We start from the raw sequence: 25797 nt of genomic DNA, 5'->3' as shown, positions 1-25797 counted from the left end.
CGCCGGGCGCCGAGCCTGAGCGCATGCCCCGACGCGACTACGATCCACGCATGCCAGTCGCCGCCGACCTGCTCGGCCGGGAGTACCCCGACACGGAGCCGTACCTGGTCGGCCGCGAGAAGGTGCGGGAGTTCGCGCGCGCGGTCGGCTCGACCGATCCGCTGAGCCTCGACGTCGAGGCGGCGCGCGCCGCCGGGCACCCGGACGTCGTCGCCCCGCCGACCTTCGCCGTCGTCGTCCAGGACCTCACCCTGCGGCAGCTGCTCTCCGACGCGACCGCCGGCGTCGACTTCGCGAAGGTCGTGCACGGGGACCAGCGGTTCGTGGCGAGCCGCCCCATCGTGGCGGGTGACCTGCTGACCGCGCGGATGACCATCAGCGACGTGAAGACGCTCGGCGGCAACGCCATGGTCACCTCGCGCACCGTGGTCCGCGACGAGCGGGACGAGGAGGTCGTGACCGCGATCTCGACGCTCGTCGTCCGGGGCGACGCGTGACCGGCCTCGAGGTCGGGTCCGTCGTCGCGACGGGGGCCTACCGGATCGACCGGGACGCGCTGGTGCGGTACGCGGGCGCCTCCGGCGACTTCAACCCGATCCACTACCGCGACGACGTCGCGACCTCCGTCGGGCTGCCCGGCGTGCTCGCCCACGGGATGCTGACGATGGGGCTCGCGGTGCAGCCGGTCGTCGACCGCTTCGGCACGGCCGCGATCCGCGACGTCCAGGTGCGCTTCACCCGCCCGGTCCCGGTGCCGCCGGAGGGCGACGTGGAGCTGACGGTGGAGGCGAAGGTCGCGCGCATCGACGAGCAGGCCGGAGAGGCGCGCATCGACCTGACCGCCCGCGTCGCCGGCGCCACCGTGCTCGGCCGCGCGCAGGCGGTCGTCGCGCTGGACCCGGGGGCGTGATGCGCGCGGAGTCCCGGGCATGACCACGGTGCCGGACGCGGAGGAGGACGTGCGGCTCGCGGGGCTCACGACGATGCGCGTGGGCGGTCCCGCCCGGCGCGTGGTCACGGCGACGACCCGCGAGGAGGTCGTCGACGCCGCGACGGCGGCGTGGGCGGACGACGAGCCGCTCTACGTCCTCGGGGGCGGGTCGAACGTGGTGTTCGGCGACGACGGCTTCGACGGCACGGTGCTGCGGATCGCGACGCGGGGGATCGAGCGCCTCCCCGACCCGGAGCACGCCGGCACCGGCGTGCCGGCGAGCGACGCCGACCGCCTCCGCTCGCTCGAGCGGTCCCTGCGGCCCCCGCAGCAGCGGGAGCCGGTGCGGGTCCGGGTGCAGGCCGGCGAGTCCTGGGACGACCTCTGCGCCGAGGCGGTCCGGCAGGGGTGGAGCGGCATCGAGGCGCTCTCGGGCGTCCCGGGCTCGTGCGGCGCGGCGCCCATCCAGAACATCGGCGCCTACGGCCAGGAGCTCGCGGCGACCCTCGCGTCCGTCGAGTTCCTCGACCGGGACCTCGGTGAGATCAGGCGCATGCCCGCGTCCGCGCTGCGGCTCGGCTACCGCACCAGCGTCTTCAAGCAGGGGCTGGAGGGGGTCGTGCTGTCCATCGACCTGCTGCTGCACCGGGACGCCCGCGATCCCGCACCCCAGAGCGCCCCGGTCGCGTACCAGCAGCTGGCGGACGCCCTCGGCGTGCCGCTGAACAGCCGAGTGCCGATCGCGGCGCTGCGGGAGTCCGTGCTGCAGCTGCGCGCGCGGAAGGGCATGGTCGTCGACCCGGACGACCCCGAGTCGGTCAGCTGCGGCTCGTTCTTCACGAACCCGATCGTGAGCGAGCGCTTCGCCCGAACGCTGCCGCGAGACGCGCCCCGGTGGCCGACCTCGGCGGACGAGCCCGACGTCGTCGTGCCGCTCGGTGCCGCGCTGCCGCCGCGGCAGCAGCGCGGCGAGGAGCCGCAGGTCAAGCTCTCCGCCGCGTGGCTCATCGAACACGCGGGCATCCACCGCGGCTTCCGGCTCCCGGGCTCCCCGGCGCACGTCTCGAGCAAGCACACGCTCGCGATCGTGGGCGGCGGCGGAGCGACCGCGGACCAGGTGCTCGAGCTCGCCCGCTACATCCGCAACCTGGTGCAGATCGAGTTCGGCGTGCTGCTGCACCCCGAGCCGGACCTGGTGGGCGCGGCGCTCTGACCCCGGGGCGCGCGTCGCGCGGGACGCCCGCGCGGCGCACGCGGACCGATCCGGCTCAGCGGCGCGGAGCGTCCAGCACGTCGTCCTGGTCCACCCAGATGGCGTCCGCCTCGGGCAGCCGCGGACGGGTGCTGCTCGGGTTGTTGCTCTCGTCGGCGCGCGACCGCAGCACCGCCGCGCGGTGGATGAGGCTGCCGAAGCCGATCTTCGCGATCGTGTCCGCGCCGCAGAGCAGCAGCTGACCGGTGACCGCCCACGCGCCGCCCGAGGTCGCGCCCTGGAGGCCGTACACGATCGGGTAGACGAGCCAGACGACGAGCAGCAGCATGACGGCGCCCTGGTACGCGGGCCGTGCCTGGGACGGCATGCGCGGCGCGCTCCGCTGCAGCGTGAGCAGCACGATCGCGTACAGCCCGACGAAGCAGAGGGCGCCGACGCCGCCCGCCGTGGCGATGGCGGTGAACTCGCGCCCGTCCGCGATCACGATGCCGCCCAGGTAGCCGCTGACGATCATCGCGAGGGCGAGACCGATGCCGACGGTGCGTGCGATCCGCGCGGCCCGGTCGTCGAGGCTGCTCACCGCGATCAGCTCGACCACGAGCAGCGGCACGGTCACGCACCAGTCCATGTAGCGGATCGACCACGCGAGCTGTGCGACCGCGTTCGGCACCCACACGCCGCCCTGCTCCGTGTAGCCGAGCAGGAAGGCGACGATGAGGGCGACGTAGGACGCCGCGGCGATCGCGACGACCGAGTTCGCCGTGAGGCTCGCGGTGCGGTAGACGCCGTGGGACTCCGCGCTGGCGAACCGGATCCGCACGAGGGTGGCGGTGAGGGCGAGCGCGGTCGCGACGAGGCCGAAGAGGATCAGGTTGTGCTCTGCGTTCGACAGCGTCGCCGTCCAGGGGGGCTGCACGGTCATGCGGTGGTCGTCCTTCAGCTCCACCGGACCGCCCGGGCGACGATCGGCGGCGACGAGTGTACGGACCGGACGTGCGGAGGAGGTTCGGAGCGGGGATACTGCTCAGGTGCTGAACCTGCTCCGGGAGCCATGAGCTCGTCCGCTCGTCCCGCCTTCGACGTCCGTCTCCCCTCCCGCTACCAGGTCTCCCGCGTCATCGGGCGCGGCGGCGCCGCCGTCGTCCTGCAGGCGAAGGACCTGCGGCTGCAGCGCGAGGTCGCGGTCAAGGTGTTCACCCAGCGGGCCGCCACGCCGGAGGTGCTGCTCGAGCAGGAGCGGGAGGCGCAGCTGCTCGCGCGCTCCGCGCACCCGAACCTCGTCACGATCTTCGACGTCTCGGCCGAGCGGGGGGAGCCGGGGGCGGAGCAGCGGCTCTTCCTCGTCATGGAGTACGTGGACGGGCCCGACCTCGCGCAGTGGCTGCGCTTCCAGCGGGCGTCGGTGCGGCAGGTCGCCGAGCTCGGGGCCGCCCTGTCCGCGGCCCTGCTCTTCGTGCACCGGGCCGGCGTCCTGCACTGCGACATCAAGCCCTCGAACGTGCTGCTGCGGATCGGGCCCGACGGCGAGCTCGTGCCGAAGCTCGCGGACTTCGGCATCGCAGCGGTGCTGCAGGGCCGCGTCCAGCAGGGCGAGTTCACGGTCGGGACGGCGGCCTACCTCAGCCCCGAGCAGGTCGAGGGCGGCGTGCTGCAGGAGCCGTCCGACGTCTATGCGCTCGGCCTCGTGCTGCTCGAGACCGCGACGGGCCGCATCGCGTTCCCCGGCGGCGTCGTCGAGTCGGCGTTCTCACGGCTCGACCAGGACCCGGTCATCCCCGACGACGTGCCCGAGCCGCTCGCCGAGGTGCTGCGGGGCATGACGCACCGCGACCCGGCCGAGCGGTGGAGCCTCGATCGCGCGAGGACAGCGTTCCGGTCGATCGAGCGCGGAGGCAGCACCGAGGCACCCGATCGCGAGCCGGCGGACGACGGGGACGAGGACGAGCAGCGGCCGGTCACGCTGCCGTCGCTGCGCACGATCGGCCCGGACGCTCGGATGCCCGCGCTCACCCGGGCGGTCGAGCTCGCGGCCCGGGCGACGGCCGCCGAGGCGTCCCTGCTGATCGTGACGGAGGACGGGGGCCCGGTGCTGCATGCCTGGCACGGGCTGGAGCGCGAGGCAGCGGTCGCGCTCGTCGCCGAGCACGGCCTGCACGGCGCCTCATGCGCGGCGGACGACGAGGCCGTCGCCCTCGCGCCGGTGGTCGACAGCCGCGGGGAGCGCCTCGGGACGCTGGCGGTCGTGCGGCCCGCTCGCGATGGTCAGCAGCAGCGGCTGCTCGAGGACGTGGCGTACCTCGCCGGGCAGGTGCTGGAGCTGCGGTCAGCGACGCGCCGCGCGCTCCTGAGCCGCTGACGGGGCCCAGACGCCGTCCGTGAGGTCGCGCATGGTGGTGCCGGCGAGCCGCACCTGGGAATCCGCGTCGATGCGCCGCAGCGCGGAGATGAGCCTCGCCTCGAACTGGAGCGCGACCTGGTGGAGGGCCTCGTCCTGCGGCAGCTGCACGATGGCGTAGGTGACGTCGGTGCAGTGCGCCCCGGGGCGGAGGGTGAGCGGCGCCACCAGCCCGCGGTCGAGCACCGACATGGTGCGCACCACGAGCCCGTCCGCATCCGCGTCGACGTAGAGCTCGCCGTACCCGACGCCGTCGGCGCCGCGCTGCACCTGCAGCTCGCGCACCAGGGCGACGAGCGTCTGCTCGGAGCCGGTCGCGACCTGGGCCCGCAGCCGGACCAGACCGACCTCGTCACCCGGGTCGGCGTCCTCGTCGATCCCGCCCATCACGCGGCGGACCACGACGAGCCCCGCGACCGCGCTGAGCACGCCGAGCACGACGAGCGCGGAGAGCAGGAAGACCATGAGCACAGGATCATGGACCACGGGGATCGACGCTCCCTGAGTACGGGTGACCGCTCACCCGCTCGGCTCGTCGCTACGCTCCCCGGACGTGCCGACCTCCCGCGCGATCGTGCCGGCGGTCCTGCGCGAGGAGCCGCAGTTCCGGCTGCTGTTCACGGGGCAGCTGCTCTCGGTGCTGGGCGACCGGGTGACGATGCTCGTGATCCCCTTCGCGGTCCTCGGGATCGGGGGCGGCGCGTCAGGCGTCGTCGTCGTGTCGGTCGCGCAGTTCGTGCCGTTCGTGCTGCTCGCGCTGCCGGCCGGGGTGCTGGCCGACCGCTTCGAGCGGCGGCTCGTGATGCTCGCGTCCGACCTCGTCCGGCTGGGCGTCCAGCTGGTCGCCGGCGTCGCGCTCCTGACCGGGACGGCGTCCGTGCCGCTGCTCGTCGGCTGCGCCCTCCTCTTCGGCGCCGCGGACGCCTTCTTCCAGCCCGCCGTGACCGGGCTGCTGCCCGCGACCGTCGCGCCGCGGCACCTGCAGCCCGCGAACGCGCTGCGCGGGATGACCTTCTCCATCGGCTCGATCGCGGGGCCGGTCGTCGGCGGCGGGCTCATCGCGCTCGTCGGCACCGGCGGGGCCTTCCTCTTCGACGCGGCGACCTTCGCGGCGTCCGCGGTCACGCTGCTGCTCCTGCGCCCCGCGCGGCAGCAGCCCGAGCCGGCGGGGGAGGAGCGGGGCTCGGCGGGAGGGGGACGGCGGTTCCTCGCCGACCTCGCCGCCGGGTGGGCGAGCGTGCGGTCCCGCCGCTGGGTGGTCGTGCTGCTGCTGGCGGGCGTCGCCTACGCCGTGCTGGTCCTGCCGTCGATCACGGTGCTCGGCCCCGTGCTCTCGGGAGAGCGGTTCGGCGGTGCCGCCGGCTGGGCCGTCATCACCGCAGCGTTCGGCGCCGGGGCACTCGTCGGCGACCTGGTGCTGCTGCGCTGGCGCCCCCGCTTCGCGCTCCGCGTCTCGGCGATCGCCCTGATCGGCGCCTCGTGCCAGGCGCTCGTCATCGGCAGCGGGCTCGGCACGTGGCCGGTCGCGCTGCTCGAGTTCATGGCGGGCGCGTGCGTCACCGCCTACTTCTCGCTGTGGGAGACGAGCCTCCAGGAGCACGTGCCGGGGGAGGAGCTCTCGCGGGTGGCGAGCTTCGACTACCTCACGAGCGTCGGCACGCTGCCGATCGGTGCGGTCCTCGCCGGGGCCCTCGCCGAGTGGTTCGGCGCCGGCACCGCGATCCTCTGGATGGGCGCCGCCGGGCTCGTCTGCGCCCTGGGCGTCGTCGCCGTGCCGGCGGTACGACGGCTGCCCCGCGGGACCCCGAGCGCGACGCCCGTCTGACGCGGACGGCCTACCGGGGCTCGGGCACGACCGGGCGGTGGCGCTGGGCCACCGCCTGCGGACCGTAGGGGTACACCTCGGTCCGGGGCGTGCTGGCCGCGTCCAGCCGGTCGAGCGCCTCCTGCGGCAGCACGAGGTCGACGGCGGCGAGGTTCTGCCGCAGCTGATCGACGTTCCGCGCGCCGATGATGGTGCTCGTGACGGCCGGCTGCGCGTCAAGCCAGGCGAGCGAGACCGCGGCGGGAGTCGAGCCGACCTCCTCGGCGATCGCGCGCACCGTGTCGACGACGGCCCACGTGCGCTCGTCCTCGTTCCGCGGGCCCCAGGCCTCCATGCCGCGCTCCGGGTTCTCGCCGAGCCGGGTCGCGCCGGTCGGTGCGGTGTCCCGCCGGTACTTGCCGGAGAGCCAGCCGCCCGCGAGCGGCGACCACGGCAGCAGCCCGACGCGCGCGTCGAGCGCCGCGGGCACGATCTCGTGCTCGATCCCGCGCACCAGCAGGCTGTACTGGGGCTGCAGGGTCACGGGCGGCGCCCACCCGTGCGCGAGCGCGACGTGCACCGCCTTCGTCAGCTGCCAGCCGGTGTAGTTGGAGAAGCCGTAGGAGCCGATCTTCCCGGCCGAGACCGCGTCGTCGAGGAAGCGCAGGGTCTCCTCGAGCGGGGTGAGGGCGTCCCACGCGTGCATCTGGTACAGGTCCACGTGGTCGACCTGCAGCCGGCGGAGGCTGCCCTCGAGCGCGCTGCGGAGGTGCCGCCGGGAGGTCCCGTAGTCGTTCGCGCCGGGGCCGACCGGGAAGCGGCCCTTGGTGGCGATCACCAGCTGGTCGGCCTCGGTCGGGTGCGCCTGCAGCCAGCGCCCGATGATCGACTCCGACTCGGTCCCCGCGTAGACGTCGGCGGTGTCCACGAAGGTCCCGCCGCCTTCGACGAACGCCTCGAGCACCTGCCCGGAGGTCGCCTCGTCGGACTCCGCGCCCATGGTCATGGTGCCGAGGCACTGCACGGAGACGACGGTGCCGGAGTTCCCGAGGGTCCTGTATCGCATCGCCGAAGCGTGCGCCCGGCCCCTGGGAGCGTCCCTCAGGAGCCGTGCGCAGCACCGTCCACCGACTTTCGACCCCCGGTTGAGGCTTTTGGGCGCGTCGCCCGGACTGGGGGCGTGCCCCGCCGTACGTTCGCCCCGCGATCCGGTGCACGGCCGGGTCCGCAAGGACGAGGAGGACACGATGTCGCGCATCCTGCTCCGGGCCCACAAGGACCCCTTCGCCGTGGTCGGCCCGCGTCGCGTGCACAAGCAGAACCTGATCGGCGACAACGTCGGCAACCTGCTCTTCAGCAACGCGAGCTACAAGCTGCTGGACACCCGCGGCACCCAGATCACGACCGATCCCCTGAAGGCGTCGTCGGGCGATCCGGACCGGATCAGCGCGGAGTTCGACCACGTCGTCATCCCGCTCGCGAACGCCTTCCGCCTCAGCTACGCGGACGCGCTGGACCGCCTGTCGTCCCTCATCGAGCGGGTCCGCGTGCCCGTCACCGTGCTCGGCGTCGGCGCGCAGCTCGACCTCGACGGGTCCTTCGAGCGCCTCGAGCCCGTCGCGCCCGCGGTGCGGCGCTTCGTGTCGGCGGTGCTCGACAAGTCCCCGACCATCGGCGTCCGCGGCGAGCACACCGAGCGCTACCTGCGGCACCTCGGCTTCCGCGACGTCGAGGTCATCGGCTGCCCGTCCGTGTTCATGAACGGTCCCGACCTCACGATCACCAAGCGGGCGAAGCGCCTGACGCGGTCCTCCCGCATCAGCATGAACCTGTCCCCGTACGTCAAGGGCCTCGGCGGGATGATCGAGTCGCACACGCGGCGCTACCCGCGCCTTCGGTACGCCGCCCAGCACCGCGATGCCCTCGGCATGCTGCTGGAGCTCGGCGCCAAGGACAGCGCCTACGCCGGCGAGCGGACCGAGATGCCGGTCAACCACGCGCACCCGCTCGTCTCCTCCGGCCGCACCAGCTTCTTCACGGACCCGAAGCCCTGGCTCGACTACCTGAGCGGCTTCGACTTCAGCTTCGGCACCAGGATCCACGGCAACATCGCGGCGCTCGCGGCCGGGACCCCGGCCTACGTCCTCGCGCACGACTCGCGCACCCTCGAGCTCGCGCGGTACTTCGACATCCCGCACCGCACCGTCCACCGCGTGAACGGGCGCACCGACGCCGCCGACCTCTACGACGAGGCCGACTACACCGCCTTCAACGCGGGCGTCGCCCCCCGGTTCGAGCGCTTCACCGACTTCCTCGGCGCCCACGGCCTCCGGCACGCCTTCGAGGAGGGCGAGGACCCGCTGCGGTTCGACCGCCGGACGGCGATGACCGCCTACCCGGGCGAGATCGGCCGGCTGCCGGAGGTGGCGCCGGTGCCGGTCCGGGTGCTCAAGCGGCTGACGCGCCCGGTGCGGCGCCCCGCGACCGCGGTCGCCTGATCCGCGGTCGGGCTCGGACACGGGCGGCGCGGCGGCGCTGTCCGCGCCGCGTCGGCGCCGCTCGTGACGGCGGCGTGCTTCGATCGTGCACGTGCCGTCGCTGCTGATCGCCACCGATCTCGACGGCACCCTGCTGCGCAGCGACGGCTCCGTCTCCCCGCGCACGCGGGATGCGCTGGTCGCCGCGGAGCGCTCCGGCGCCGTCGTGCTCTTCGTCACCGCGCGGCCGATCCGCTGGCTGGACGGCCTGCGCGACCTGGTCGGCGGTCACGGGCTCGTCGTGTGCGCGAACGGCGCGGTCGTGCTGGAGCTCGCCACCGGCCGGGTGCTTGAGTCGAGCCCGATGCGGAGCGAGGCGGTGCTCGCCGCCGCCGACCGGCTGCGGGCGGCGGTGCCCGGCATCGCCTTCGCGCGGGAGTCGCTGAGCGGCTTCGGGCGCGAGACCGGCTTCGTTCCGCGCTACGCGCCGCCGCCGGGCAGCCCGGTGGGGTCGCTCGAGCAGGTGCTCGGCGACGGGGTCGTGAAGGTGCTGGCCCGCCACGAGACGCTGCCCCGCGACGAGCTGCTGGAGCGCGTGACCACCGCCCTCGACGGCGCGCTGGTCGCGAGCGTGTCCGGGGAGGGCGCGCTGGTCGAGCTCGCCGCCCCCGGGGTCACCAAGTCGGCGGCCCTGGCCCAGGTCGCCGCGCGCTTCGGCATCGCACGGGAGGACGTCGTGGCCTTCGGCGACATGCTGAACGACCTGCCGATGCTCGAGTGGGCGGGCTTCGGCGTCGCCGTGGCGAACGCCCACCCGCGGGTGCGCGCCGTCGCCGACGAGGTCACCCGCTCGAACGACGAGGACGGCGTGGCCGTCGTGGTCGAGCGACTCGTCGCCGACCTCGATCCAGCCGGCGGGCACCGCGCCGGTTGAGCCAGGCTCAGCCGAAGAAGCGGGCGAGGCGCTCGACGCCCTCCGCGAGGGCGTCGTCGCCGAGCGCGTAGCTGAGGCGCAGGTAGCCGGACGGGCCGAACGCCTCGCCGGGGACCGTCGCGACCTCCAGCTGCTCGAGCAGCAGGTCGGCGAGCTCGAGGGTCGTCGACGGCGTGACGCCGCCCCACTCGCGGCCGAGCAGCGCGGTGACGTCGGGGTAGACGTAGAAGGCGCCCTGCGGCGTCGGCGTGCGGAAGCCGTCGATGGCGTTCAGGCCGTCGACGATCGCGGAGCGGCGCCGCTCGAACGCGCGCCGCATCGCCTCGATCGGCTCGGTCGGGCCGGTCAGCGCCGCGATCGCCGCGCGCTGCGCCACGTTGTTCACGTTCGACGACAGGTGCGACTGCAGGTCGTTCGCGCCCTTGATCGCGGCGGCGGGTCCCACCATCCAGCCGACGCGCCAGCCTGTCATCGCGTAGGTCTTCGCGACGCCGTCGACGAGCACGGTCTGCTCCGCGAGCTCCGGCACCGCCTCCACGATGGACACGGCGCGCGCGTCGCCGTAGACGAGGTTCCGGTAGATCTCGTCGGTCATCACCCAGACGCCGTGCTCCAGCGCCCACTCGCCGATCGCCTTCGTCTCCTCGGGGGAGTGCACGGCGCCCGTGGGGTTCGAGGGCGACACGAAGATCAGCAGCTTCGTGCGCGGGGTCCGAGCGGCCTCCAGCTGCTCGACCGTGACCTTGTACTCCTGGTCGGCGCCGGCGAACACCTCGACCGGGACGCCGCCGGCCAGCTTCACGACCTCCGGGTAGGTCACCCAGTAGGGCGCCGGGATCAGGACCTCGTCGCCCTCGCCGACCAGGGTCTGCACGGTCTGGTAGACCGCGTGCTTGCCGCCGTTCGTGACGATCACCTGGGACGGGGCGACCTCGAGGCCGCTGTCGCGCGCCGTCTTCGCCGCGATCGCCTCGCGCAGCTCGGGCAGCCCGGGCGCCGGGGTGTAGTGGTGGTTGCGCGGGTCGCGGGCGGCGCGCTCCGCCGCCTCGACGATGTGCGCCGGGGTGTCGAAGTCGGGCTCGCCCGCCGCGTAGCTGACGACCGGCCGGCCCGCCGCCTTCATGGCCTTCGCCTTCGAGTCGACCTTGAGCGTCGCCGACTCGGCGATCGCGCCGATGCGCGGGGAGATCGGGCCGGGAGCGGTGCGTGCCACGGCACGGGAGCCTACCGGCGGGCGTCCAGCCGGGCTGAGGACGCTTCTCGTGCGCGCCGGTCCGCGGAGCGCGGGGACGAGTCCGCCGCACCGGCGGGGAGAAGAGGCGGTCGTGGGTTCGCTCGACGGGAAGTCGGTCGTGGTGACGGGCGGGAACAGCGGCATCGGCAAGGCGATCGTGCTGGCCATGGCCGCCGAGGGCGCGAGCGTCGTCGTCGACTGGGTGGCGCACGAGGACCAGACGGAGCAGCTGCTCCAGCAGGTGCGCGACGCGGGCGGCAAGGCCGTGGGCGTCGAGGCCGACATCTCGAAGGCCGACGACCTGCACCGGATGATGCAGAAGGCCGTCGACGAGTTCGGGCGGCTCGACGTCCTGGTCAACAACGCCGGGATCGAGACGCGGCAGTCCCTCCTCGACACGACCGAGGAGGACTACGACAAGGTCATGGCGATCAACATGAAGAGCGCCTTCTTCGCCTCGCAGGCCGCGGCCAAGCGGTTCATCGACCAGGGCGACGGAGGGCTCATCCTCAACATCTCGTCCGTGCACGAGGACTGGCCGATGCCCGGGAACATCGCCTACTGCGTCAGCAAGGGCGGCATGCGGATGCTCACCCGCACGGCCGGCGTCGAGCTCGGCCCGCACGGCGTGCGGATGGTGAACATCGCGCCCGGCGCGGTCGACACGCCCATCAACGAGTCCACGACGAGCAACAAGGACAAGCTGGGCAAGCTGCAGGACGCGATCCCGCTGCGGAAGCTGGCCAAGCCGGACGACATCGCCGACGTCGTCGTGTTCCTCGCCTCCGGCCGCTCCTCGTACATGACCTCGACGACCGTGGTGGTGGACGGCGGCATCATGCAGGGCAGCGTCGGGCTCTGACCGGCCGCCGCCCGCGGTCCGGCGGGGGCCGCTGCTACACTCGCAGGCGCCGATCGGTGGGCGCGGTGCACGCGCACGTCCCCGACGGGCCTAGGGCGGTGGCTCAATTGGTAGAGCAGCGGTCTCCAAAACCGCAGGTTGCAGGTTCGAGTCCTGTCCGCCCTGCACAGCGCTGATCGACATCCAGCCGGTCGCGGAAGCACGCGTGAGGAAGGAAGGGGCAGCGATGGCGCGCAGGACGCTCGACGAGCCCGGCGAGGACGTCGTCGCCGTCGCGAAGCTCGAGCGGCAGGCGCGACGCAACCCCTTCTCCCGCATCGCGCTCTTCCTGCGGCAGGTCGTCGCAGAGCTGAAGAAGGTCGTCACCCCGACCTGGCGCGAGCTCGTGACCTACACGGGCGTCGTGCTCGGCTTCGTCGTCGTCATGATGGCGATCGTGTACCTGCTGGACCTCGCGTTCGGCTTCCTGGTCGCGTTCGTCTTCGGCGGCGGCAGCTGACCCACCGCCTCCCGGCGCGCATCACCACCAGGGCGAGACCTCGTCCCGCGCCGCACCCACGACAGACGTGGAAGGAAACCGCAACACCATGGCCAAGTCCCACCGCGACGAGCTGGACCTCGAGCCGGAGTACGAGCAGAACGCCGGCGCCGACGAGGGCGACCCCGAGCTGGCCCTCGCCGACGACTCCCACCTGCCGAGCCGCGCGGAGCAGCTCGAGACGGCGACCGAGGACGAGCGGCTGAACGTCGTCGACGACGAGCAGGACGACGAGCAGGAGCGGCTCGACGCCATCGAGGAGGCTGCCGACCCGGCTGCCGACCACGTGGTCGACGAGGCGCTCGAGGTCCACGAGCGCGGCGACGTCGAGGCGGCCGCCGAGGCCACCGATGACGAGGGCGACGAGGCGTTCGCGGACGCCGCGGCGGCCGGCGACGGCCAGGGGGTCGCGGAGGGCATCGCGTCCGACGTGGCCGAGGAGGAGCTCGACGAGGACGTCGACCCGTACGAGGCGTTCCGGATGGAGCTGCGCGGCAAGCTCGGCAAGTGGTACGTGATCCACAGCTACGCGGGCTTCGAGAAGCGCGTCAAGCAGAACATCGAGCAGCGCAAGACCACGCTGGCGCAGGAGGACGCGGTCTACGAGGTCCAGGTCCCGATGGAGGACGTGGTCGAGATCAAGAACGGCCAGCGCAAGCTGGTCAACCGCGTGCGGATTCCCGGCTACGTGCTCGTCCGGATGGACCTGAACGAGGAGTCGTGGTCGCTCGTGCGCCACACGCCGGGCGTCACCGGGTTCGTCGGCAACGCGCACAACCCGACGCCGCTGCGCTTCAACGAGGCGTTCGAGATGCTGAAGAGCACCGTCCAGGTCGCCGAGGCGCCGGTGAAGGCCGGCGCGGGCGCCGGGGCGAAGGCGGCGCGCGGCACGGGCGGCGGCGCGACGCGCACCGCGATCCCGGCCGAGGTCGACTTCGAGGCCGGCGAGACGATCACGATCAAGGAGGGCTCGTTCGCGGGTCTGCCCGGCACGATCAGCGAGATCAAGCCGGAGAGCGGCAAGCTCACCGTGCTCGTCAGCCTCTTCGAGCGCGAGACCCCCGTCGAGCTGTCGTTCGACCAGGTCACCAAGCTCTGAGTCCATGGTCTTCGATCCGCGGGCGGATCGAAGCCTGTGCCGTACCGGCGCGCTGAGGCGCGCGCCGGTCATGGCTGACGGACCGGGTCCGTAAGGAACGTGCGGCTTCGGCCGCACCCGCCTCGTCGGGCGCGTAGACTCGTCCGTCGGCCTTCACGGCCACCACCACGCCGGGCATCGGGCCCGGCGCTGGGAGCAGCCGCCGGGCATCCGCCCGCGGCTTCGACATGCAAGGAGACAGCTATGGCTCGCCAGAAGAAGGTGACCGGCCTGATCAAGCTCCAGATCAAGGCGGGCGCCGCCAACCCGGCGCCCCCGATCGGGCCCGCGCTCGGTCAGCACGGCGTCAACATCATGGAGTTCTGCAAGGCGTACAACGCCGCCACGGAGTCGCAGCGCGGCAACGTGATCCCCGTCGAGATCACCGTCTACGAGGACCGGACGTTCACGTTCGTCCTGAAGACCCCGCCCGCCGCGGAGCTGATTAAGAAGGCCGCGGGCGTCGGCAAGGGCTCGTCCACGCCGCAGTCGGACAAGGTCGGTCGCCTCACCCGCGACCAGGTGCGCGAGATCGCGCAGACCAAGCAGCCGGACCTGAACGCCAACGACCTGGAGGCGGCCGCGAAGATCATCGCCGGCACCGCCCGGTCCATGGGCATCACGGTCGAGCAGTAGGAGGCGGGACATGGCGCAGAAGAGCAGGGCGTACCGCGAGGCCGCCGCGAAGATCGAGGACGGCCGCTTCTACACGGCCGACGAGGCCCTGAACCTCGCGAAGGAGACGGGCTCGAAGAAGTTCGACTCCACCGTCGAGGTCGCCCTCAAGCTGGGCGTGGACGTGCGCAAGGCGGACCAGATCGTCCGCGGCACCGTGTCGCTGCCGCACGGCACCGGCAAGACGCAGCGCGTGATTGTGTTCGCGATCGGCGCCGCGGCCGAGGCCGCGATCGCCGCGGGCGCGGACGAGGTCGGCGGCGACGAGCTGATCGCCCGCGTCGCGGGCGGCTGGACCGACTTCGACGCCGCGGTCGCGACGCCGGACATGATGGGCAAGGTCGGCCGCCTCGGCCGCGTGCTCGGCCCGCGCGGCCTCATGCCGAACCCGCGCACCGGCACCGTGACCCCGAACGCGGCCCAGGCCGTGTCGGAGATCAAGGGCGGCCGCATCGAGTTCCGCACGGACAAGCACAGCAACGTGCACCTCGTCGTCGGCAAGGCGGGCTTCTCCGAGCAGGCGCTGTCGGAGAACTTCAAGGCGGCGGTGGACGAGGTCAACCGCCTCAAGCCGTCCGCCGCGAAGGGCCGCTACATCCAGAAGGCGTCGGTCTCGACGACCTTCGGCCCCGGCATCCCGCTGGACGTCGCGACGCTCGCCTGACCGAGGCGTTCGATCGAGGGCCGGGAGGAGCGATCCTCCCGGCCCTCCGTCGTTCCATCGGCGGAGCCGAATTGATCGGCGCCTCCCAGTCTTCCCATCAGCGTGTCTCGGGCGACTCATAGGAATCTGGGGTTCCGTGGAGTCATGTCGCTCACCCGCCCCGCCGCCGCCGATGCGTCTCCCCAGAGCCGCCCGAAGCTGAAGCACCCGGACGGCAGCCCGATCCGCGTCCTCGTCGTCGACGACGAGCCCACGCTGACCGACCTGCTGCAGATGGCGCTGCGGTACGAGGGGTGGGAGGTGAAGACCGCCGCGGACGGCCGTCACGCGCTGACGCTCGCCCGCGAGTTCCGCCCCGACGCCATCGTGCTCGACATGATGCTGCCCGACATCGACGGGATGCAGGTGCTGTCCCGCGTCCGCGCGGACGGCCAGCAGACGGCGGTGCTCTTCCTCACCGCCAAGGACTCGCTCGAGGACCGGATCAACGGCCTGACCGCCGGCGGCGACGACTACGTCACGAAGCCCTTCAGCCTCGAGGAGCTCGTGGCGCGGCTCCGCGGGCTCATCCGGCGCTCCATGCTCACCGCGAGCGAGGAGGAGGACCCCCGCCTCGTCGTCGGCGACCTGGTGCTCGACGAGGACAGCCACGAGGTCTCGCGCGGCGACGACCAGATCGAGCTGACCGCGACCGAGTTCGAGCTGCTGCGCTACCTGATGCGGAACCCGCGGCGCGTCCTCTCGAAGACGCAGATCCTCGACCGGGTCTGGAACTACGACTTCGGCGGCAAGTCGAGCGTTGTTGAGATCTACATCTCCTACCTCCGCCGCAAGATCGACGCGGGCCGCAAGCCGATGATCCACACGGTCCGCGGCGCCGGCTACATGCTGAAGTCGGCGGAGTAGACCGCTTCGGTCCACCGCGGATGCGCTTCTCGAACTGGACCCTGCGCGGGCGGCTGATCGGGCTCACCGTGATGCTGGTCGCCGTCACCAGCATCCTCATCGGCGGCGTGGTCTCGCTCGTGGTGCGCAACTCGCTCGGATCTCAGTTCAACCAGGACATCCAGAGCCTCGTCCGTTCTCCCGAGGACCTGGTCGAGGTGCTGCAGGGCAGGAACCCGTACCTCGAGCGCTCGGACAGCATCATCGCCATCTCGGTGCCCGCGAGCGGCTTCGCCCAGGGCTACCACTACCGACCGACCGGTTCGATGACGCAAAACTCGCAGCCGCTCACGGCGGCCGAGTTCCGGGCGCTCGTGAACGGCATCGACCTCGACGACGCTCGACGGCCGGGCGGCGTCATCAGAGACGTGTTCCTCCCCGGGCTCGGCACCTACCGGTTCGCCGCACAGGTCGTCCAGGGCACGGACAACGCGGTGTACGTCGGGAAGCCGCTGTCCATCCTGAACGCGCGGACCGCGGCGGTGCTGCTGCCGATCGCCGTGGTCGTGCTGCTCGCCATCGTGCTGTCGGGGCTCCTCGCGGCGGCGATCATCGGGCGGGCGCTCCGACCGCTCCGGCGGGTCGCGGGCGTCGCGTCCAAGGTCGCCTCCCTGCCGCTGGAGCGCGGCGACGTCGAGCTCCCGCAGCGCGTGCCCGAGGGCGACACGAACCCGCACACCGAGGTCGGGCAGGTGGGGGCGGCGCTCAACAACCTGCTCGACACGGTCGCGAACGCGCTCGGGGCCCGGCAGGCCAGCGAGGACAAGCTGCGAAACTTCGTCGCGGACGCGAGCCACGAGCTGCGGACGCCGCTCGCCTCCATCCGCGGCTATGCGGAGCTCACCCGGCGGTTCGGCGGCGACCTCAGCGACACCGTGCAGCACAACATCGGCCGCATCGAATCGGAGTCGCAGCGGATGACGAGCCTGGTCGAGGACCTGCTGCTGCTCGCGCGCCTCGACGCCGAGCGGGAGATCGACACGACCGAGGTCGATCTCTCCCGCCTGCTCGTCGACGTCGTGAGCGACGCGCATGCCGCGGGCGGCGACCACGAGTGGGACCTCGACCTGCCCGAGGAGCCCGTGATCGTCCGCGGCGACGCCGCCAAGCTGCAGCAGGTGTTCACGAACCTGCTGGCGAACGCCAGGGTGCACACCCCGGCCGGGACACGCGTCGCCGTCGAGCTGTCGGCGCCCCGCGACGGCCACGTGCTCGCGCGCGTGCGGGACGACGGGCCGGGCATCCCCGAGCAGCTGCGGCCGCAGCTCTTCGGCCGCTTCGTCCGCGGCGACTCCTCGCGCGCCCGCACCACGGGCAGCACCGGCCTCGGCCTGTCGATCGTGAGCGCGGTGGTGCAGGCGCACCACGGCACCGTGTCCGTCGCGAGCGAGCCGGGGCTCACGGTCTTCACGGTGCAGCTGCCGGTCGAGCAGCCCGCGAAGCTCCCCCAGCCCGCGTGAGTTTCATCTTGTAGGCAGATCTCGGGCCCAGCCCGAGATCTGCCTACAAGATGAAACTCAGACGAGGTGGGTGGCCTCGAGCAGGGGGCGGCTCGGGTCCGGGGCCTCGACGGTCGGGACCGGGGCGTCGTCGATCCCGGAGATCAGCGTCGTCGGCAGCGACACGGCCAGCGCGCCCCACGAGACCGCCGTCGTCAGCGCGCGCTCGAGCGTCAGCGCCGGCGTCTCCCCGACGATGCGCGTCTCCTCGTCGATCGAGTCGCGGAGGAAGCCGGCCAGCGTCGCGTCGCCGGCGCCGGTCGTGTTCACGAGGCGCGGCGCGACGGCGGCACCCCAGTAGGCCTCGTCGCCGCTGATCGCGAGCGCGCCGTCGGCGCCGAGCGAGACGAGCGCGACCTCCACGCCCTGCGCGTTCAGCTCGCGACCCGCGTCGAGGGCCTCGCCGACCGTGTAGAGGTTGCGGCCGACCAGGTTCGCCAGCTCGTCGGCGTTCGGCTTGATCAGGTTCACGAGCCCGCTGCCGACCAGGCGCTCCAGCGGCTTCCCGCTCGTGTCGAGCGCGACGCGGGCGCCCTCCGCCCGGGTGCGCTCGAAGAGCTCGGTCATGTCGACGTAGTCGCCCGTGTCGCTGTTGAACGGGTGCGTGCCGCTCACGCACATCCAGTCGGCGCCCATGTCCTGCAGCTGCTCGACCGCGAGGTCGACGACGCGCTGCCAGTCGGCGGTCGACATCGGGATCGCCGACTGGTTGACGTTCGTGGTCCGGCCGCCGTCCTCGACGACCGCGGTGTTCACCCGGATGCGGCCCTGGATCGGCATGATCCGCAGGATGTGCGGGTAGGGGGTGCGGAAGAGCAGGTGCTCGTCGTCGCGCCCGATCGGCATCACCGCCGCGACCGGCGTGCGGGCGAGGTGCAGGGTGCGGGCGACGTTGAGCCCCTTGCCGCTCATGTACTCGTGGACCTCGACGGCGCGGTTCACCTTGCCGGGGGCCATCGCGGCCACGAGGTAGGTGCGATCCAGCACGGGGGCCGGGGTCAGGGTGACGACGCCGCTCACGGGGGTCCTTCCGCTTCGTGCTCCACGTCGGGCCGGTGCCGCGCCGACGCGTGCCCGGCAGCCTATCGAGCGGCGGAGGCGGGCTCCTCGGCCGCCCGGGCGCGGTGGTGGGCCCGCTGACCGAGCGCGCCGAGCACCGCGACGGCCACGAGGATCGTCGCCGCGAGCGACAGGCCGGCCCAGAAGGCGATCTTCAGGAGCAGGGCGCCGGCGAGCGCGCCGAGGCCGATCAGCGCCACCGCGAGCAGCCGCCGCACCCAGGTCTGCCCGATCGCGCGGCCGAAGCGCGAGTCGAACGCGAGCGCGGCAAGCGTGGACGTGACGACCACGGTCGTGACGTCCGTGACCGCGACATGACGGGCCGTGCCCGCCTGGATGCCCATGGCGACGGCGAGCAGCGCGGTGACGGGATAGCCGAGCGTCGGCGGCACGGGCGTCCTCGTCACGAAGGCGGTCGGCACCAGGGCGATCAGCAGCAGGGCGGCGACGACCGCGAGCATCACGGTGTCGCGGCGGTGCCAGCCCTTCGGCACGCCCTTCAGCCCGCGCCCCGCGATCGCCGCACCGACCACGAACCCGACGAGCGCGATGACCGGGCCGACGATCGGCAGGCCGTCCTGCCCGGTCAGGCCCATCGCGAGGATCACGACGTTGCCCGTCATGTTGCCGGTGAACACGCGGTCGAGGCCGAGGTAGCCGATCGCGTCGACCACCCCGGTGGAGAAGGTGAGCGCGAGCATGAGCCCGAGGTGCAGCCGGTCCTGGTCCTTCAGCATGCGCACGCGTCCATCGCCGCCCATCCAACCGTGCGGCGCTCGCCGAGCGATAGCGTGTGGCCACGTCGAGCACCGGAGGGAAGCCGTGGCCCCTGTCGACCTGTCCGGATGGACCGCGGTGCAGCCGGGCTCGGACGCGGAGCACTACCTGCCCGCGACGCCCGTCACCGTCCTCTGGGGGCGCCTGCCCTGCGCCGCGGACGAGGCGGTCGTCGAGCTCGCCTCGGGCGACGTGCTGACGGTCGACACGCTCTCGCACGAGGGGCTGCTGCCCGACCAGGGCCAGGACCCGCTCGCGTACTTCGCGGCCCGCGGCGTCCCCGCGCACCTCGTGCTCGACGACGCGGTCGAGGTCGCCCGGACATGCCGGCGCGAGCCGGCGGACGGGCCCCACGTGGTCACCGGTCCGATCCGCGTGGACGGCGCCCGCCCCGGGGACCTGCTGCGGATCGACGTGCTCCACCTCGAGCCGCGCGTGCCGTACGGCGTCATCTCGAACCGGCACGGCCGCGGCGCGCTGCCGGGGGAGTACCCGCAGGGGCCGGACGCGGTCAGCGTGTTCACCGCGGTCGAGGAGCGGGACGGCGGCCTCGTCGGGGTGCTGCCGCTGCGCGAGGGGGGCGAGCGGGCGGCGCGCTTCCCGCTCGCCCCGTTCCTCGGGATCATGGGCGTCGCCGCGGCGGGGGACGAGCGCCCGCACTCCGTGCCGCCCGGCGCGTTCGGCGGGAACATCGACGTGAAGCTGCTCGTCGAGGGCGCCTCGCTGCTGCTGCCGGTGCAGGTCGACGGCGCGCTCGCCTACGTCGGCGACCCGCACTTCGCGCAGGGCGACGGCGAGGTCGCGCTCACCGCGCTCGAGGCCTCGCTGCGAGCGACCTTGCGGTTCACCGTCGTGCCGGCGGAGCAGGCGCGCGCCGAGTGGGGAGAGGTGCGCGGTCCGCTGATCGTCACGCCCGAGCTCCTGGTCCCGACCGGCCTCGACGAGGACCTCGACGAGGCGGTCAAGCACTGCGTCCGCAACGCCATCGAGCTGCTCCACGCGCGGTTCGGCATGGACCGCCACCACGCGCTCGCCTACCTGTCCGCGGCGACCGACTTCGACATCTCGCAGGTCGTCGACCTGGTCAAGGGCGTGCACGCGCGCATCCGGATCGCGGACTTCGATGGCTGACGCGCCGGTGCACGCCGACGCCGCCGTCCCGGAGGGCCTGCTGACCGCCTTCCGCGCCTACGAGACCGCCCTGATGGCGGACGACGTCGCGGCCCTCGACGCGCTGTTCGCGGCGGGGCCCGCGACGCTCCGCGGCGACGCGGCAGGGCTGCTCGTCGGGCACGAGGCGATCGCGGCGTTCCGGCGCGGCCGGGGCGGTGCGCCCGCGCGCGAGATCGCCGCGGTGCACGTCCGGGTGCTGGGGCCGGACCTCGCGACGGTGGTCGCCGAGCTGCGGCCCGTGGCCGGCGGGCACGGGCTGCAGACGCAGACGTGGCGGCGCGGGCCGGCCGGGTGGCAGGTGCTCGCCGCCCACGTGAGCGGCGCCGCACCCGCGGTCGACGGCCGGGTCTGGCGGGTCGTCGGGACGCCGCTCGTCGCCGGCGCCGCGGAGGGCCCGCTGCGGGGCCGCGGCGTCGCGGTGAAGGACCTGTTCGCGATCGCCGGGCAGCGCATCGGCGCGGGCGTGCCCGCCCACCTCGCGGAGGCCCCGGTCGAGTCCTCGACCGCGAGCGCCGTGCAGGTCCTGCTCGACGCCGGCGCCGAGGTGACGGGCATCGCCCGCACCGACGAGCTCGCCTACTCGATCGCCGGGGCGAACCCCCACTACGGCACCCCGCCGAACGCGCGGGTCCCGGGCGCGCTGCCCGGCGGCTCGTCGAGCGGACCCGCCAGCGCGGTCGCGCTCGGGCAGGCCGCGATCGGCCTCGCGACCGACACGGCCGGATCCGTCCGCGTCCCCGCCTCGTACCAGGGGCTCTGGGGGCTCCGGACCACCCGCGGCCGCATCGCCCGCGACGGCCTGGTGCCGCTCGCACCGAGCTTCGACACCGTCGGATGGCTGACGCGGGAGCGCGCGGTGCTCGCGGCGTGCTCCCGCGTGTCGGGCCGGGGCGCCCCCGCGGCTGCGGCGCCCGACGTGTTCGCGGTCGACCCCGGCTTGCTCGACGGTCTCGACGCGGACGTGGCGGACGTCTTCCGCGCCCGCGTCGCGCGCCTGACGCCCGAGGCGGTGGACCCCGGCGACGTCGCCGAGGCGCTGGAGGCGTTCCGGGTCGTGCAGGCCGCCGAGGCGTGGGCGGAGCACGGGGCCTGGCTCACCGCCCACCCGAAAGCGGTGTCCGGCGCCGTCGCCGAGCGGATCCGCGCCGCCGCCGGGATCGATGCCGACGAGGCCGCGCGCGCGCGGGACGCGCTCGACGGCGCCCGGGAGCGCTTCGCCGCCGCGCTCGAGGGCGCGGTGCTGCTGCTGCCCTCGACCGCGGCACCGGCCCCGCGGTCGACGGCGCCGGCCGACGAGGTCGACCGGGCGCGCTCCGCGACCCTCCGGCTCACCTGCATCGCCGCGATCCTCGGCGCACCCGCGCTCTCGGCCCCGCTGCTCGAGGTCGGCGGCGCCCCGCTCGGCCTGTGCCTCGTCGGTCCGCGCGACAGCGACGACGCCCTGGTGCACCTGGCCGCGTCGCTCGGCTGAGCTCCCGGAGCGCCTCGCGTCGCGATGCGGCACGGTCGTGACGGCGCGCACCGTGCCGCGTCGCGACGCGGCACGGCTCGAAACGCCCGTGAAACACCGGTTGCGCTAGAGTCCTCGCTGGAACGAGTGTTGCAGGAGGTGCCGTGAGCGCTGGACCGATCGACCCGCCGCCCCGCCTGCTGATGGGACCCGGCCCCATCACCGTGCACCCACGGGTGCTGCAGGCGATGTCCGCCCAGCTGACGGGCCAGTACGACCCGTTCATGACCGCGACGATGGCCGAGACGCAGGCGCTCTACCGCGAGGTCTTCGTCACCGCCAACGAGGCGACGCTGCTCGTGGACGGGACCAGCCGGGCCGGCATCGAGGCGGCGCTCGTGAGCCTGGTGGAGCCCGGCGACCGCGTGCTCGTGCCGCGCTTCGGGCGGTTCGGCCATCTGCTCGTCGAGATCGCAGAGCGCTGCGGGGCCGAGGTGCACGTGATCGACGTGCCGTGGGGGCAGGTGTTCGCGCCCGAGGCGATCGAGGCCGCGGTCCGCGAGGTGCGGCCGAAGGTGCTCGCCGTCGTCCACGGCGACACCTCCACGACGGTCGCGCAGCCGCTGGACGCCCTCGGCGCGATCTGCCGCGAGCACGACGTGCTGCTCTACTGCGACACCACCGCGAGCCTCGGCGGCAACGCGTTCCTCACCGACGCGTGGGGGCTCGACGCGGTCTCCGCGGGGCTGCAGAAGTGCCTCGGCGGCCCGTCGGGCTCCGCGCCGGTCACGCTGTCGCCGCGGGCGGTCGAGGTGATCGAGTCGCGCAAGAGCATCGAGGCGGGCATCCGCTCGCCCGGCGACCCCGTGCGGGCGGACCGCATCCGCTCCAACTACTTCGACCTCGGCCAGGTCCTCGACTACTGGGGGCCGAAGCGCCTGAACCACCACACCGAGGCGACCACGATGCTCTACGGCGCCCGCGAGTGCGCGCGGGTCCTGCTCGAGGAGGGGCTCGACGCGTCCGTCGCGCGGCACCGGCTGCACGGCGACGCGATGCTCGCGGGCGTCCAGGGCCTCGGGCTCACGCCCTTCGGCGACCTCGCGCACCGGATGACGAACGTGGTCGGCGTCGAGATCCCCGACGGCGTGGTCGGCGACGCGGTGCGCGCGGAGCTGCTGGAGGACTACGGGATCGAGATCGGCACCTCGTTCGGCCCGCTGCACGGCCGCGTCTGGCGCATCGGCACCATGGGCTACAACGCCCGGCGGGACGCGGTGCTGACGACGCTCGCGGCCCTCGAGGCGGTGCTGCGCCGGCACGGGGTCGCCGTGCCGACGGCCGGTGGCACGGAGGCGGCGCAGGGCGTCTACCGGGCGGCGGCATGACCGCGGAGCGCGCGCTGGGGCGCTGCGACGCGCTCGCCGCGCTCAGCTCGCTGCCCGGCGGCATCGAGCGGGTGCACCTGTCGCCCGAGCACCGCGCCGCGAACGCGCTGGTCGGCGGCTGGATGCGCGACGCGGGCCTGACGGTGCGCGAGGACGCGGCCGGCAACCTCGTCGGGCGGCTGGAGGGCATGCGGCCGGGCCTGCCCGCGCTGCTGCTCGGCAGCCACCTCGACACCGTCACCGACGCCGGCCGCTACGACGGCATGCTGGGCGTCCTGCTCGCGATCGAGGTCGCCGACCGCCTGCGGCGGCGCGATGCACCGCTGCCGTTCGCGCTCGAGGTGATCGGGTTCACGGACGAGGAGGGGACGCGCTTCGGCAACGCCCTGCTCGGCTCCCGAGCGCTCGCCGGCCGGGTCGGCGCCGACTGGCTGGCGACGCCCGACCGCGCCGGCGTCACCGTGAAGGAGGCGATGACGGCGTTCGGGCTGGACCCGGCCCGGATCGGCGAGGCCGCACGGCGGCGCGAGGACCTCGTCGGCTACCTGGAGGTCCACATCGAGCAGGGGCCGCACCTGCTCGACGCGGGCCGGGGGCTCGGCGTCGTCACCGCCATCGCCGGTGCGCGGCGGTTCGCGCTCGAGGTGACCGGCCGGGCGGGGCACGCCGGCGGCACCCCCTACCCCCGCCGGCGCGACGCCCTCGTCGCCGCCGCCGAGATCGTGGTCGGGATCGAGCGGATCGCGATCGAGACCGGCACCATCGGCACCGTCGGGCGCATCGATGCCCTCCCCGGCGGGGTCAACCAGGTGCCGGGCGTCGCGCGGTTCTCCCTCGACCTCCGGGCCGAGAGCGACGAGGCCCGCGACGCCGCCTTCGCCGCGATCGACGCGCTCGCGCGCGAGGTGTGCGACCGCCGCGGCGTCCGGTGGGGGTGGGACGAGCTCTACCGGGCCGACACCGCGACCTGCGCCCCCTGGCTGGTCGACGCGGTCGAGGCGGGCGCCCGGGCCGTCGGCGACGCCGACCCCGTCCGGCTGTGGAGCCGGGCCGGGCACGACGGGATGGCGGTCGTCGAGGTCGCGGACGTCGCGATGCTGTTCCTGCGCTGCGGGAACGACGGCATCAGCCACCACCCGGACGAGACGGTGACGGGCGAGGACGTCGCGGCCGCCCTCGACGCGTTCGAGGCGACGGTGCTGGCCGTGGCGGAGCGGCAGCGCGGGTGACCGGGCTCGCGGAGCGGATCGACGGCGCGTGGCAGGCGCTGACCCCGCAGGAGCAGCGCGTCGCCGGCTTCCTCCGCGCCCGCCCGGACGAGTCCGCGCTGTACAACTCGAGCGAGCTCGCGCGGCTGACCGGGGTGTCCAAGGCGACCGTCTCCCGGCTCTACCGGCGCCTCGGGTTCGCGGCGTCGTCCGAGGTGCGCGACCTGCTTCGGGCGCAGCGCGGCACCGGCCTGCCCGTCGTGGTGGAGCAGCGGGGCGAGCGCGTGCCCGCGCTGCTCGCGCAGGAGCTGCGCAACCTGCAGCGACTCGCCGCCGAGCTCGATCCGGCCGCGCTCGAGGCCGCCGCCGAGGTGCTGGCGGCCGCGGCGCGGGTGCGCGTCGTCGGTCTGCGCAGCGGGGGCGAAGTGGCGATGCCGCTGCGGCAGGCGCTCGCGCAGGCGCGTCCCGACGTCGCGCTCGTGCCGCAGCAGGGGCAGTCGCTCGGCGAGGAGCTGGTGGGGCTCACGCCGCGGGACGCGGTCGTGCTCGTGGCGCTGCGGCGACGCCCGGCCGGCACCCGGGCGCTCCTTTCGGCGCTCGCCTCGTCGCCGGCCGCCGTCGTCCTGGTGACCGAGCCGGGGGCCCCGGAGGCCGCCGGGGTCGAGCACCGCTTCTCGGTGCCGATCGAGTCGGCGGGCGCCTTCGACTCCTACGCGGCGGCGAGCGCGTTCGCGGCCGCGCTCGCCGACGCGGTGCTCCGGCGGCTCGGCGCGGCCGGAGCGGCACGGGTCGCGGACATCGACGCGGCCTACCGCGCCCTCGGCGAGCTCGAGGCCGACTGACGCGTCAGTCCCCGAAGCGGGTCGGCGGCTGCGCCCGATGGTCGACGTCCGCGCCGTCGAAGAGGTCGCCGCACTCGACGTGCGCCGCCCCGTGCAGCTCGAGGTACCGGCGGCCGCCCTCGTCGCCGCGGAGGTCGTCGCGGAAGGCGCGCCAGTGGTCCGCCCCGAGCGCCACGGGGTGGCCGGGCGCCCCGGCGTAGACGGCCCTGGCCAGGTCTCCGCGATCGGGCACCGCGTCGAGCACGCGTGCGACCACCGCCGCGGGCAGGCCGGGGAGGTCCACGGGGACGACGACGGCGGTGTCCGCCGCCGGCAGCGCGGCGACGCCGGCGGACAGGGAGGCGCCGACGCCGTCGCGCCAGCGGGGCGCCAGGACCACCCGCACGTCCCGCGGCAGGAGCGCCCGCGCGGCCTCCTCCTCGGCGCCCAGCACGACGAGGACGTCGTCGCATCCGCCCGCCCGGAGCGTCCGGGCCGCGCGGGCGGTCCACGGCTCCCCGCCGCCCGTCCGGGCGAGCGCCTTCGGGCCGCCGAACCGGCGACCCGCGCCCGCCGCGAGCACCAGTCCGACCGTCGTCACCCGCACCTCCG

The 25797-nt window shown here is 74.0% G+C and carries 26 protein-coding genes and 1 tRNA gene; 20 read left to right on the top strand and 7 right to left on the bottom strand.

Going from position 1 to position 25797, the window contains the following annotated elements:
- Nucleotides 1-50: 50 nt before the first annotated feature.
- Genes ACFSBI_RS10780 through ACFSBI_RS10770 form a run of 3 tightly spaced genes read left to right on the top strand, consistent with a single transcriptional unit; the run spans nucleotide 51 to nucleotide 2144 of the window.
- Complete coding sequence (locus tag ACFSBI_RS10780; RefSeq protein WP_377934797.1) at nucleotides 51-497, top strand: FAS1-like dehydratase domain-containing protein; 447 nt, start codon at nucleotides 51-53, stop codon at nucleotides 495-497.
- Complete coding sequence (locus tag ACFSBI_RS10775) at nucleotides 494-910, top strand: MaoC/PaaZ C-terminal domain-containing protein (protein WP_377934795.1); 417 nt, start codon at nucleotides 494-496, stop codon at nucleotides 908-910. The genes ACFSBI_RS10780 and ACFSBI_RS10775 overlap by 4 nt, the downstream gene beginning before the upstream one ends.
- 19 nt (nucleotides 911-929) lie before the next feature.
- The gene (locus ACFSBI_RS10770; protein WP_377934793.1) at nucleotides 930-2144 is read left to right on the top strand and encodes a UDP-N-acetylmuramate dehydrogenase; all 1215 of its coding nucleotides are present in this window, start codon (nucleotides 930-932) and stop codon (nucleotides 2142-2144) included.
- Between the two features lie 55 nt (nucleotides 2145-2199).
- Here the strand turns inward: ACFSBI_RS10770 and ACFSBI_RS10765 are convergent, their stop codons facing one another.
- A complete protein-coding gene (locus tag ACFSBI_RS10765; protein ID WP_377934791.1) occupies nucleotides 2200-3066 on the bottom strand; it encodes a bacteriorhodopsin in 867 nt (288 codons plus the stop codon).
- 129 nt (nucleotides 3067-3195) lie between these two features.
- Here ACFSBI_RS10765 and ACFSBI_RS10760 point away from each other — a divergent pair, with 129 nt between their 5' ends.
- Complete coding sequence (locus ACFSBI_RS10760; RefSeq protein WP_377934790.1) at nucleotides 3196-4500, top strand: serine/threonine-protein kinase; 1305 nt, start codon at nucleotides 3196-3198, stop codon at nucleotides 4498-4500.
- Here the strand turns inward: ACFSBI_RS10760 and ACFSBI_RS10755 are convergent.
- Nucleotides 4468-5025 (bottom strand): hypothetical protein, encoded by a 558-nt coding sequence (locus ACFSBI_RS10755; RefSeq protein WP_377934788.1) that lies wholly within the window; start codon nucleotides 5023-5025, stop codon nucleotides 4468-4470. The genes ACFSBI_RS10760 and ACFSBI_RS10755 overlap by 33 nt on opposite strands.
- 67 nt (nucleotides 5026-5092) lie before the next feature.
- Here ACFSBI_RS10755 and ACFSBI_RS10750 point away from each other — a divergent pair, with 67 nt between their 5' ends.
- Nucleotides 5093-6364: an MFS transporter gene (locus tag ACFSBI_RS10750; RefSeq protein WP_377934786.1), complete on the top strand. Its 1272-nt coding sequence runs from the start codon at nucleotides 5093-5095 to the stop codon at nucleotides 6362-6364.
- 10 nt (nucleotides 6365-6374) lie between these two features.
- On the opposite strand, the gene ACFSBI_RS10745 is transcribed toward ACFSBI_RS10750, so the two are convergent.
- Nucleotides 6375-7409, bottom strand: coding sequence for an aldo/keto reductase (locus ACFSBI_RS10745; protein ID WP_377934784.1), 1035 nt, complete (start codon nucleotides 7407-7409; stop codon nucleotides 6375-6377).
- A 181-nt stretch (nucleotides 7410-7590) separates the two neighbouring features.
- On the opposite strand from ACFSBI_RS10745, the gene ACFSBI_RS10740 reads away from it, so the two are divergent.
- Both ACFSBI_RS10740 and ACFSBI_RS10735 read left to right on the top strand, forming a co-directional pair.
- Nucleotides 7591-8841 (top strand): polysaccharide pyruvyl transferase family protein, encoded by a 1251-nt coding sequence (locus ACFSBI_RS10740; protein WP_377934782.1) that lies wholly within the window; start codon nucleotides 7591-7593, stop codon nucleotides 8839-8841.
- Nucleotides 8842-8932: 91 nt separating this feature from the next.
- Complete coding sequence (locus ACFSBI_RS10735) at nucleotides 8933-9754, top strand: Cof-type HAD-IIB family hydrolase (protein WP_377934780.1); 822 nt, start codon at nucleotides 8933-8935, stop codon at nucleotides 9752-9754.
- 7 nt (nucleotides 9755-9761) lie between these two features.
- On the opposite strand, the gene ACFSBI_RS10730 is transcribed toward ACFSBI_RS10735, so the two are convergent.
- A complete protein-coding gene (locus tag ACFSBI_RS10730; protein WP_377934778.1) occupies nucleotides 9762-10967 on the bottom strand; it encodes a pyridoxal phosphate-dependent aminotransferase in 1206 nt (401 codons plus the stop codon).
- A gap of 112 nt (nucleotides 10968-11079) precedes the next feature.
- On the opposite strand from ACFSBI_RS10730, the gene ACFSBI_RS10725 reads away from it, so the two are divergent.
- From ACFSBI_RS10725 to ACFSBI_RS10690, 8 genes are all read left to right on the top strand, one after another.
- Nucleotides 11080-11850: an SDR family NAD(P)-dependent oxidoreductase gene (locus tag ACFSBI_RS10725; protein ID WP_377934776.1), complete on the top strand. Its 771-nt coding sequence runs from the start codon at nucleotides 11080-11082 to the stop codon at nucleotides 11848-11850.
- Nucleotides 11851-11942: 92 nt separating this feature from the next.
- Nucleotides 11943-12015 (top strand) — tRNA-Trp (locus ACFSBI_RS10720).
- A gap of 61 nt (nucleotides 12016-12076) precedes the next feature.
- The gene (gene secE, locus ACFSBI_RS10715; protein WP_377934774.1) at nucleotides 12077-12349 is read left to right on the top strand and encodes a preprotein translocase subunit SecE; all 273 of its coding nucleotides are present in this window, start codon (nucleotides 12077-12079) and stop codon (nucleotides 12347-12349) included.
- An 88-nt stretch (nucleotides 12350-12437) separates the two neighbouring features.
- Nucleotides 12438-13487 (top strand): transcription termination/antitermination protein NusG, encoded by a 1050-nt coding sequence (gene nusG, locus ACFSBI_RS10710; RefSeq protein ID WP_377934772.1) that lies wholly within the window; start codon nucleotides 12438-12440, stop codon nucleotides 13485-13487.
- 243 nt (nucleotides 13488-13730) lie between these two features.
- Nucleotides 13731-14162: a 50S ribosomal protein L11 gene (gene rplK / locus ACFSBI_RS10705; protein WP_377934770.1), complete on the top strand. Its 432-nt coding sequence runs from the start codon at nucleotides 13731-13733 to the stop codon at nucleotides 14160-14162.
- A 10-nt stretch (nucleotides 14163-14172) separates the two neighbouring features.
- The gene (gene rplA, locus ACFSBI_RS10700) at nucleotides 14173-14865 is read left to right on the top strand and encodes a 50S ribosomal protein L1 (protein ID WP_377934768.1); all 693 of its coding nucleotides are present in this window, start codon (nucleotides 14173-14175) and stop codon (nucleotides 14863-14865) included.
- A 144-nt stretch (nucleotides 14866-15009) separates the two neighbouring features.
- Entirely contained in the window at nucleotides 15010-15771 is a 762-nt protein-coding gene (locus ACFSBI_RS10695; RefSeq protein WP_377934766.1) for a response regulator transcription factor, read from the top strand.
- Nucleotides 15772-15791: 20 nt separating this feature from the next.
- Entirely contained in the window at nucleotides 15792-17270 is a 1479-nt protein-coding gene (locus ACFSBI_RS10690) for a sensor histidine kinase (protein WP_377934764.1), read from the top strand.
- A 57-nt stretch (nucleotides 17271-17327) separates the two neighbouring features.
- Here ACFSBI_RS10690 and ACFSBI_RS10685 read toward each other — a convergent pair whose 3' ends face one another.
- Nucleotides 17328-18329 (bottom strand): 1-phosphofructokinase family hexose kinase, encoded by a 1002-nt coding sequence (locus tag ACFSBI_RS10685; protein WP_377934762.1) that lies wholly within the window; start codon nucleotides 18327-18329, stop codon nucleotides 17328-17330.
- A gap of 62 nt (nucleotides 18330-18391) precedes the next feature.
- Entirely contained in the window at nucleotides 18392-19105 is a 714-nt protein-coding gene (locus tag ACFSBI_RS10680; RefSeq protein WP_377934810.1) for a YoaK family protein, read from the bottom strand.
- An 85-nt stretch (nucleotides 19106-19190) separates the two neighbouring features.
- Here ACFSBI_RS10680 and ACFSBI_RS10675 point away from each other — a divergent pair, with 85 nt between their 5' ends.
- The 5 genes from ACFSBI_RS10675 to ACFSBI_RS10655 all read left to right on the top strand — a co-directional run bounded on the left by ACFSBI_RS10675 (nucleotide 19191) and on the right by ACFSBI_RS10655 (nucleotide 25206).
- Entirely contained in the window at nucleotides 19191-20276 is a 1086-nt protein-coding gene (locus tag ACFSBI_RS10675) for an acetamidase/formamidase family protein (RefSeq protein ID WP_377934761.1), read from the top strand.
- Entirely contained in the window at nucleotides 20269-21789 is a 1521-nt protein-coding gene (locus tag ACFSBI_RS10670; protein WP_377934759.1) for an AtzH-like domain-containing protein, read from the top strand. Before ACFSBI_RS10675 ends, ACFSBI_RS10670 begins: the two co-directional genes overlap by 8 nt.
- A gap of 182 nt (nucleotides 21790-21971) precedes the next feature.
- Nucleotides 21972-23156 (top strand): pyridoxal-phosphate-dependent aminotransferase family protein, encoded by a 1185-nt coding sequence (locus tag ACFSBI_RS10665; protein ID WP_377934809.1) that lies wholly within the window; start codon nucleotides 21972-21974, stop codon nucleotides 23154-23156.
- Nucleotides 23153-24385 carry an allantoate amidohydrolase gene (locus ACFSBI_RS10660; RefSeq protein WP_377934757.1) on the top strand — a complete coding sequence of 411 codons (1233 nt, stop codon included), beginning with the start codon at nucleotides 23153-23155 and terminating at the stop codon, nucleotides 24383-24385. Before ACFSBI_RS10665 ends, ACFSBI_RS10660 begins: the two co-directional genes overlap by 4 nt.
- Nucleotides 24382-25206 (top strand): MurR/RpiR family transcriptional regulator, encoded by an 825-nt coding sequence (locus tag ACFSBI_RS10655; protein ID WP_377934755.1) that lies wholly within the window; start codon nucleotides 24382-24384, stop codon nucleotides 25204-25206. The genes ACFSBI_RS10660 and ACFSBI_RS10655 overlap by 4 nt, the downstream gene beginning before the upstream one ends.
- A 4-nt stretch (nucleotides 25207-25210) precedes the next feature.
- Here the strand turns inward: ACFSBI_RS10655 and ACFSBI_RS10650 are convergent, their stop codons facing one another.
- The gene (locus ACFSBI_RS10650) at nucleotides 25211-25786 is read right to left on the bottom strand and encodes a nucleotidyltransferase family protein (RefSeq protein ID WP_377934753.1); all 576 of its coding nucleotides are present in this window, start codon (nucleotides 25784-25786) and stop codon (nucleotides 25211-25213) included.
- Nucleotides 25787-25797: the final 11 nt, after the last annotated feature.

It is taken from the genome of Amnibacterium endophyticum, from assembly GCF_042680685.1.
Taxonomy (GTDB): domain Bacteria; phylum Actinomycetota; class Actinomycetes; order Actinomycetales; family Microbacteriaceae; genus Amnibacterium; species Amnibacterium endophyticum.
This window is presented reverse-complemented; position numbering and strand designations above follow the sequence as displayed.

Bases quoted from the DNA above. Each gene is read 5' to 3' on its own strand.
- ACFSBI_RS10780 (WP_377934797.1), top strand. From the start codon at position 51: ATGCCAGTCGCCGCCGACCTGCTCGGCCGGGAGTACCCCGACACGGAG.
- ACFSBI_RS10770 (WP_377934793.1), top strand. From the start codon at position 930: ATGACCACGGTGCCGGACGCGGAGGAGGACGTGCGGCTCGCGGGGCTC.
- ACFSBI_RS10765 (WP_377934791.1), bottom strand. From the start codon at position 3,066: ATGACCGTGCAGCCCCCCTGGACGGCGACGCTGTCGAACGCAGAGCAC.
- ACFSBI_RS10760 (WP_377934790.1), top strand. From the start codon at position 3,196: ATGAGCTCGTCCGCTCGTCCCGCCTTCGACGTCCGTCTCCCCTCCCGC.
- ACFSBI_RS10745 (WP_377934784.1), bottom strand. From the start codon at position 7,409: ATGCGATACAGGACCCTCGGGAACTCCGGCACCGTCGTCTCCGTGCAG.
- ACFSBI_RS10740 (WP_377934782.1), top strand. From the start codon at position 7,591: ATGTCGCGCATCCTGCTCCGGGCCCACAAGGACCCCTTCGCCGTGGTC.
- secE (WP_377934774.1), top strand. From the start codon at position 12,077: ATGGCGCGCAGGACGCTCGACGAGCCCGGCGAGGACGTCGTCGCCGTC.
- nusG (WP_377934772.1), top strand. From the start codon at position 12,438: ATGGCCAAGTCCCACCGCGACGAGCTGGACCTCGAGCCGGAGTACGAG.
- rplK (WP_377934770.1), top strand. From the start codon at position 13,731: ATGGCTCGCCAGAAGAAGGTGACCGGCCTGATCAAGCTCCAGATCAAG.
- rplA (WP_377934768.1), top strand. From the start codon at position 14,173: ATGGCGCAGAAGAGCAGGGCGTACCGCGAGGCCGCCGCGAAGATCGAG.
- ACFSBI_RS10695 (WP_377934766.1), top strand. From the start codon at position 15,010: ATGTCGCTCACCCGCCCCGCCGCCGCCGATGCGTCTCCCCAGAGCCGC.
- ACFSBI_RS10690 (WP_377934764.1), top strand. From the start codon at position 15,792: ATGCGCTTCTCGAACTGGACCCTGCGCGGGCGGCTGATCGGGCTCACC.
- ACFSBI_RS10680 (WP_377934810.1), bottom strand. From the start codon at position 19,105: ATGCTGAAGGACCAGGACCGGCTGCACCTCGGGCTCATGCTCGCGCTC.
- ACFSBI_RS10670 (WP_377934759.1), top strand. From the start codon at position 20,269: ATGGCTGACGCGCCGGTGCACGCCGACGCCGCCGTCCCGGAGGGCCTG.
- ACFSBI_RS10665 (WP_377934809.1), top strand. From the start codon at position 21,972: ATGGGACCCGGCCCCATCACCGTGCACCCACGGGTGCTGCAGGCGATG.
- ACFSBI_RS10660 (WP_377934757.1), top strand. From the start codon at position 23,153: ATGACCGCGGAGCGCGCGCTGGGGCGCTGCGACGCGCTCGCCGCGCTC.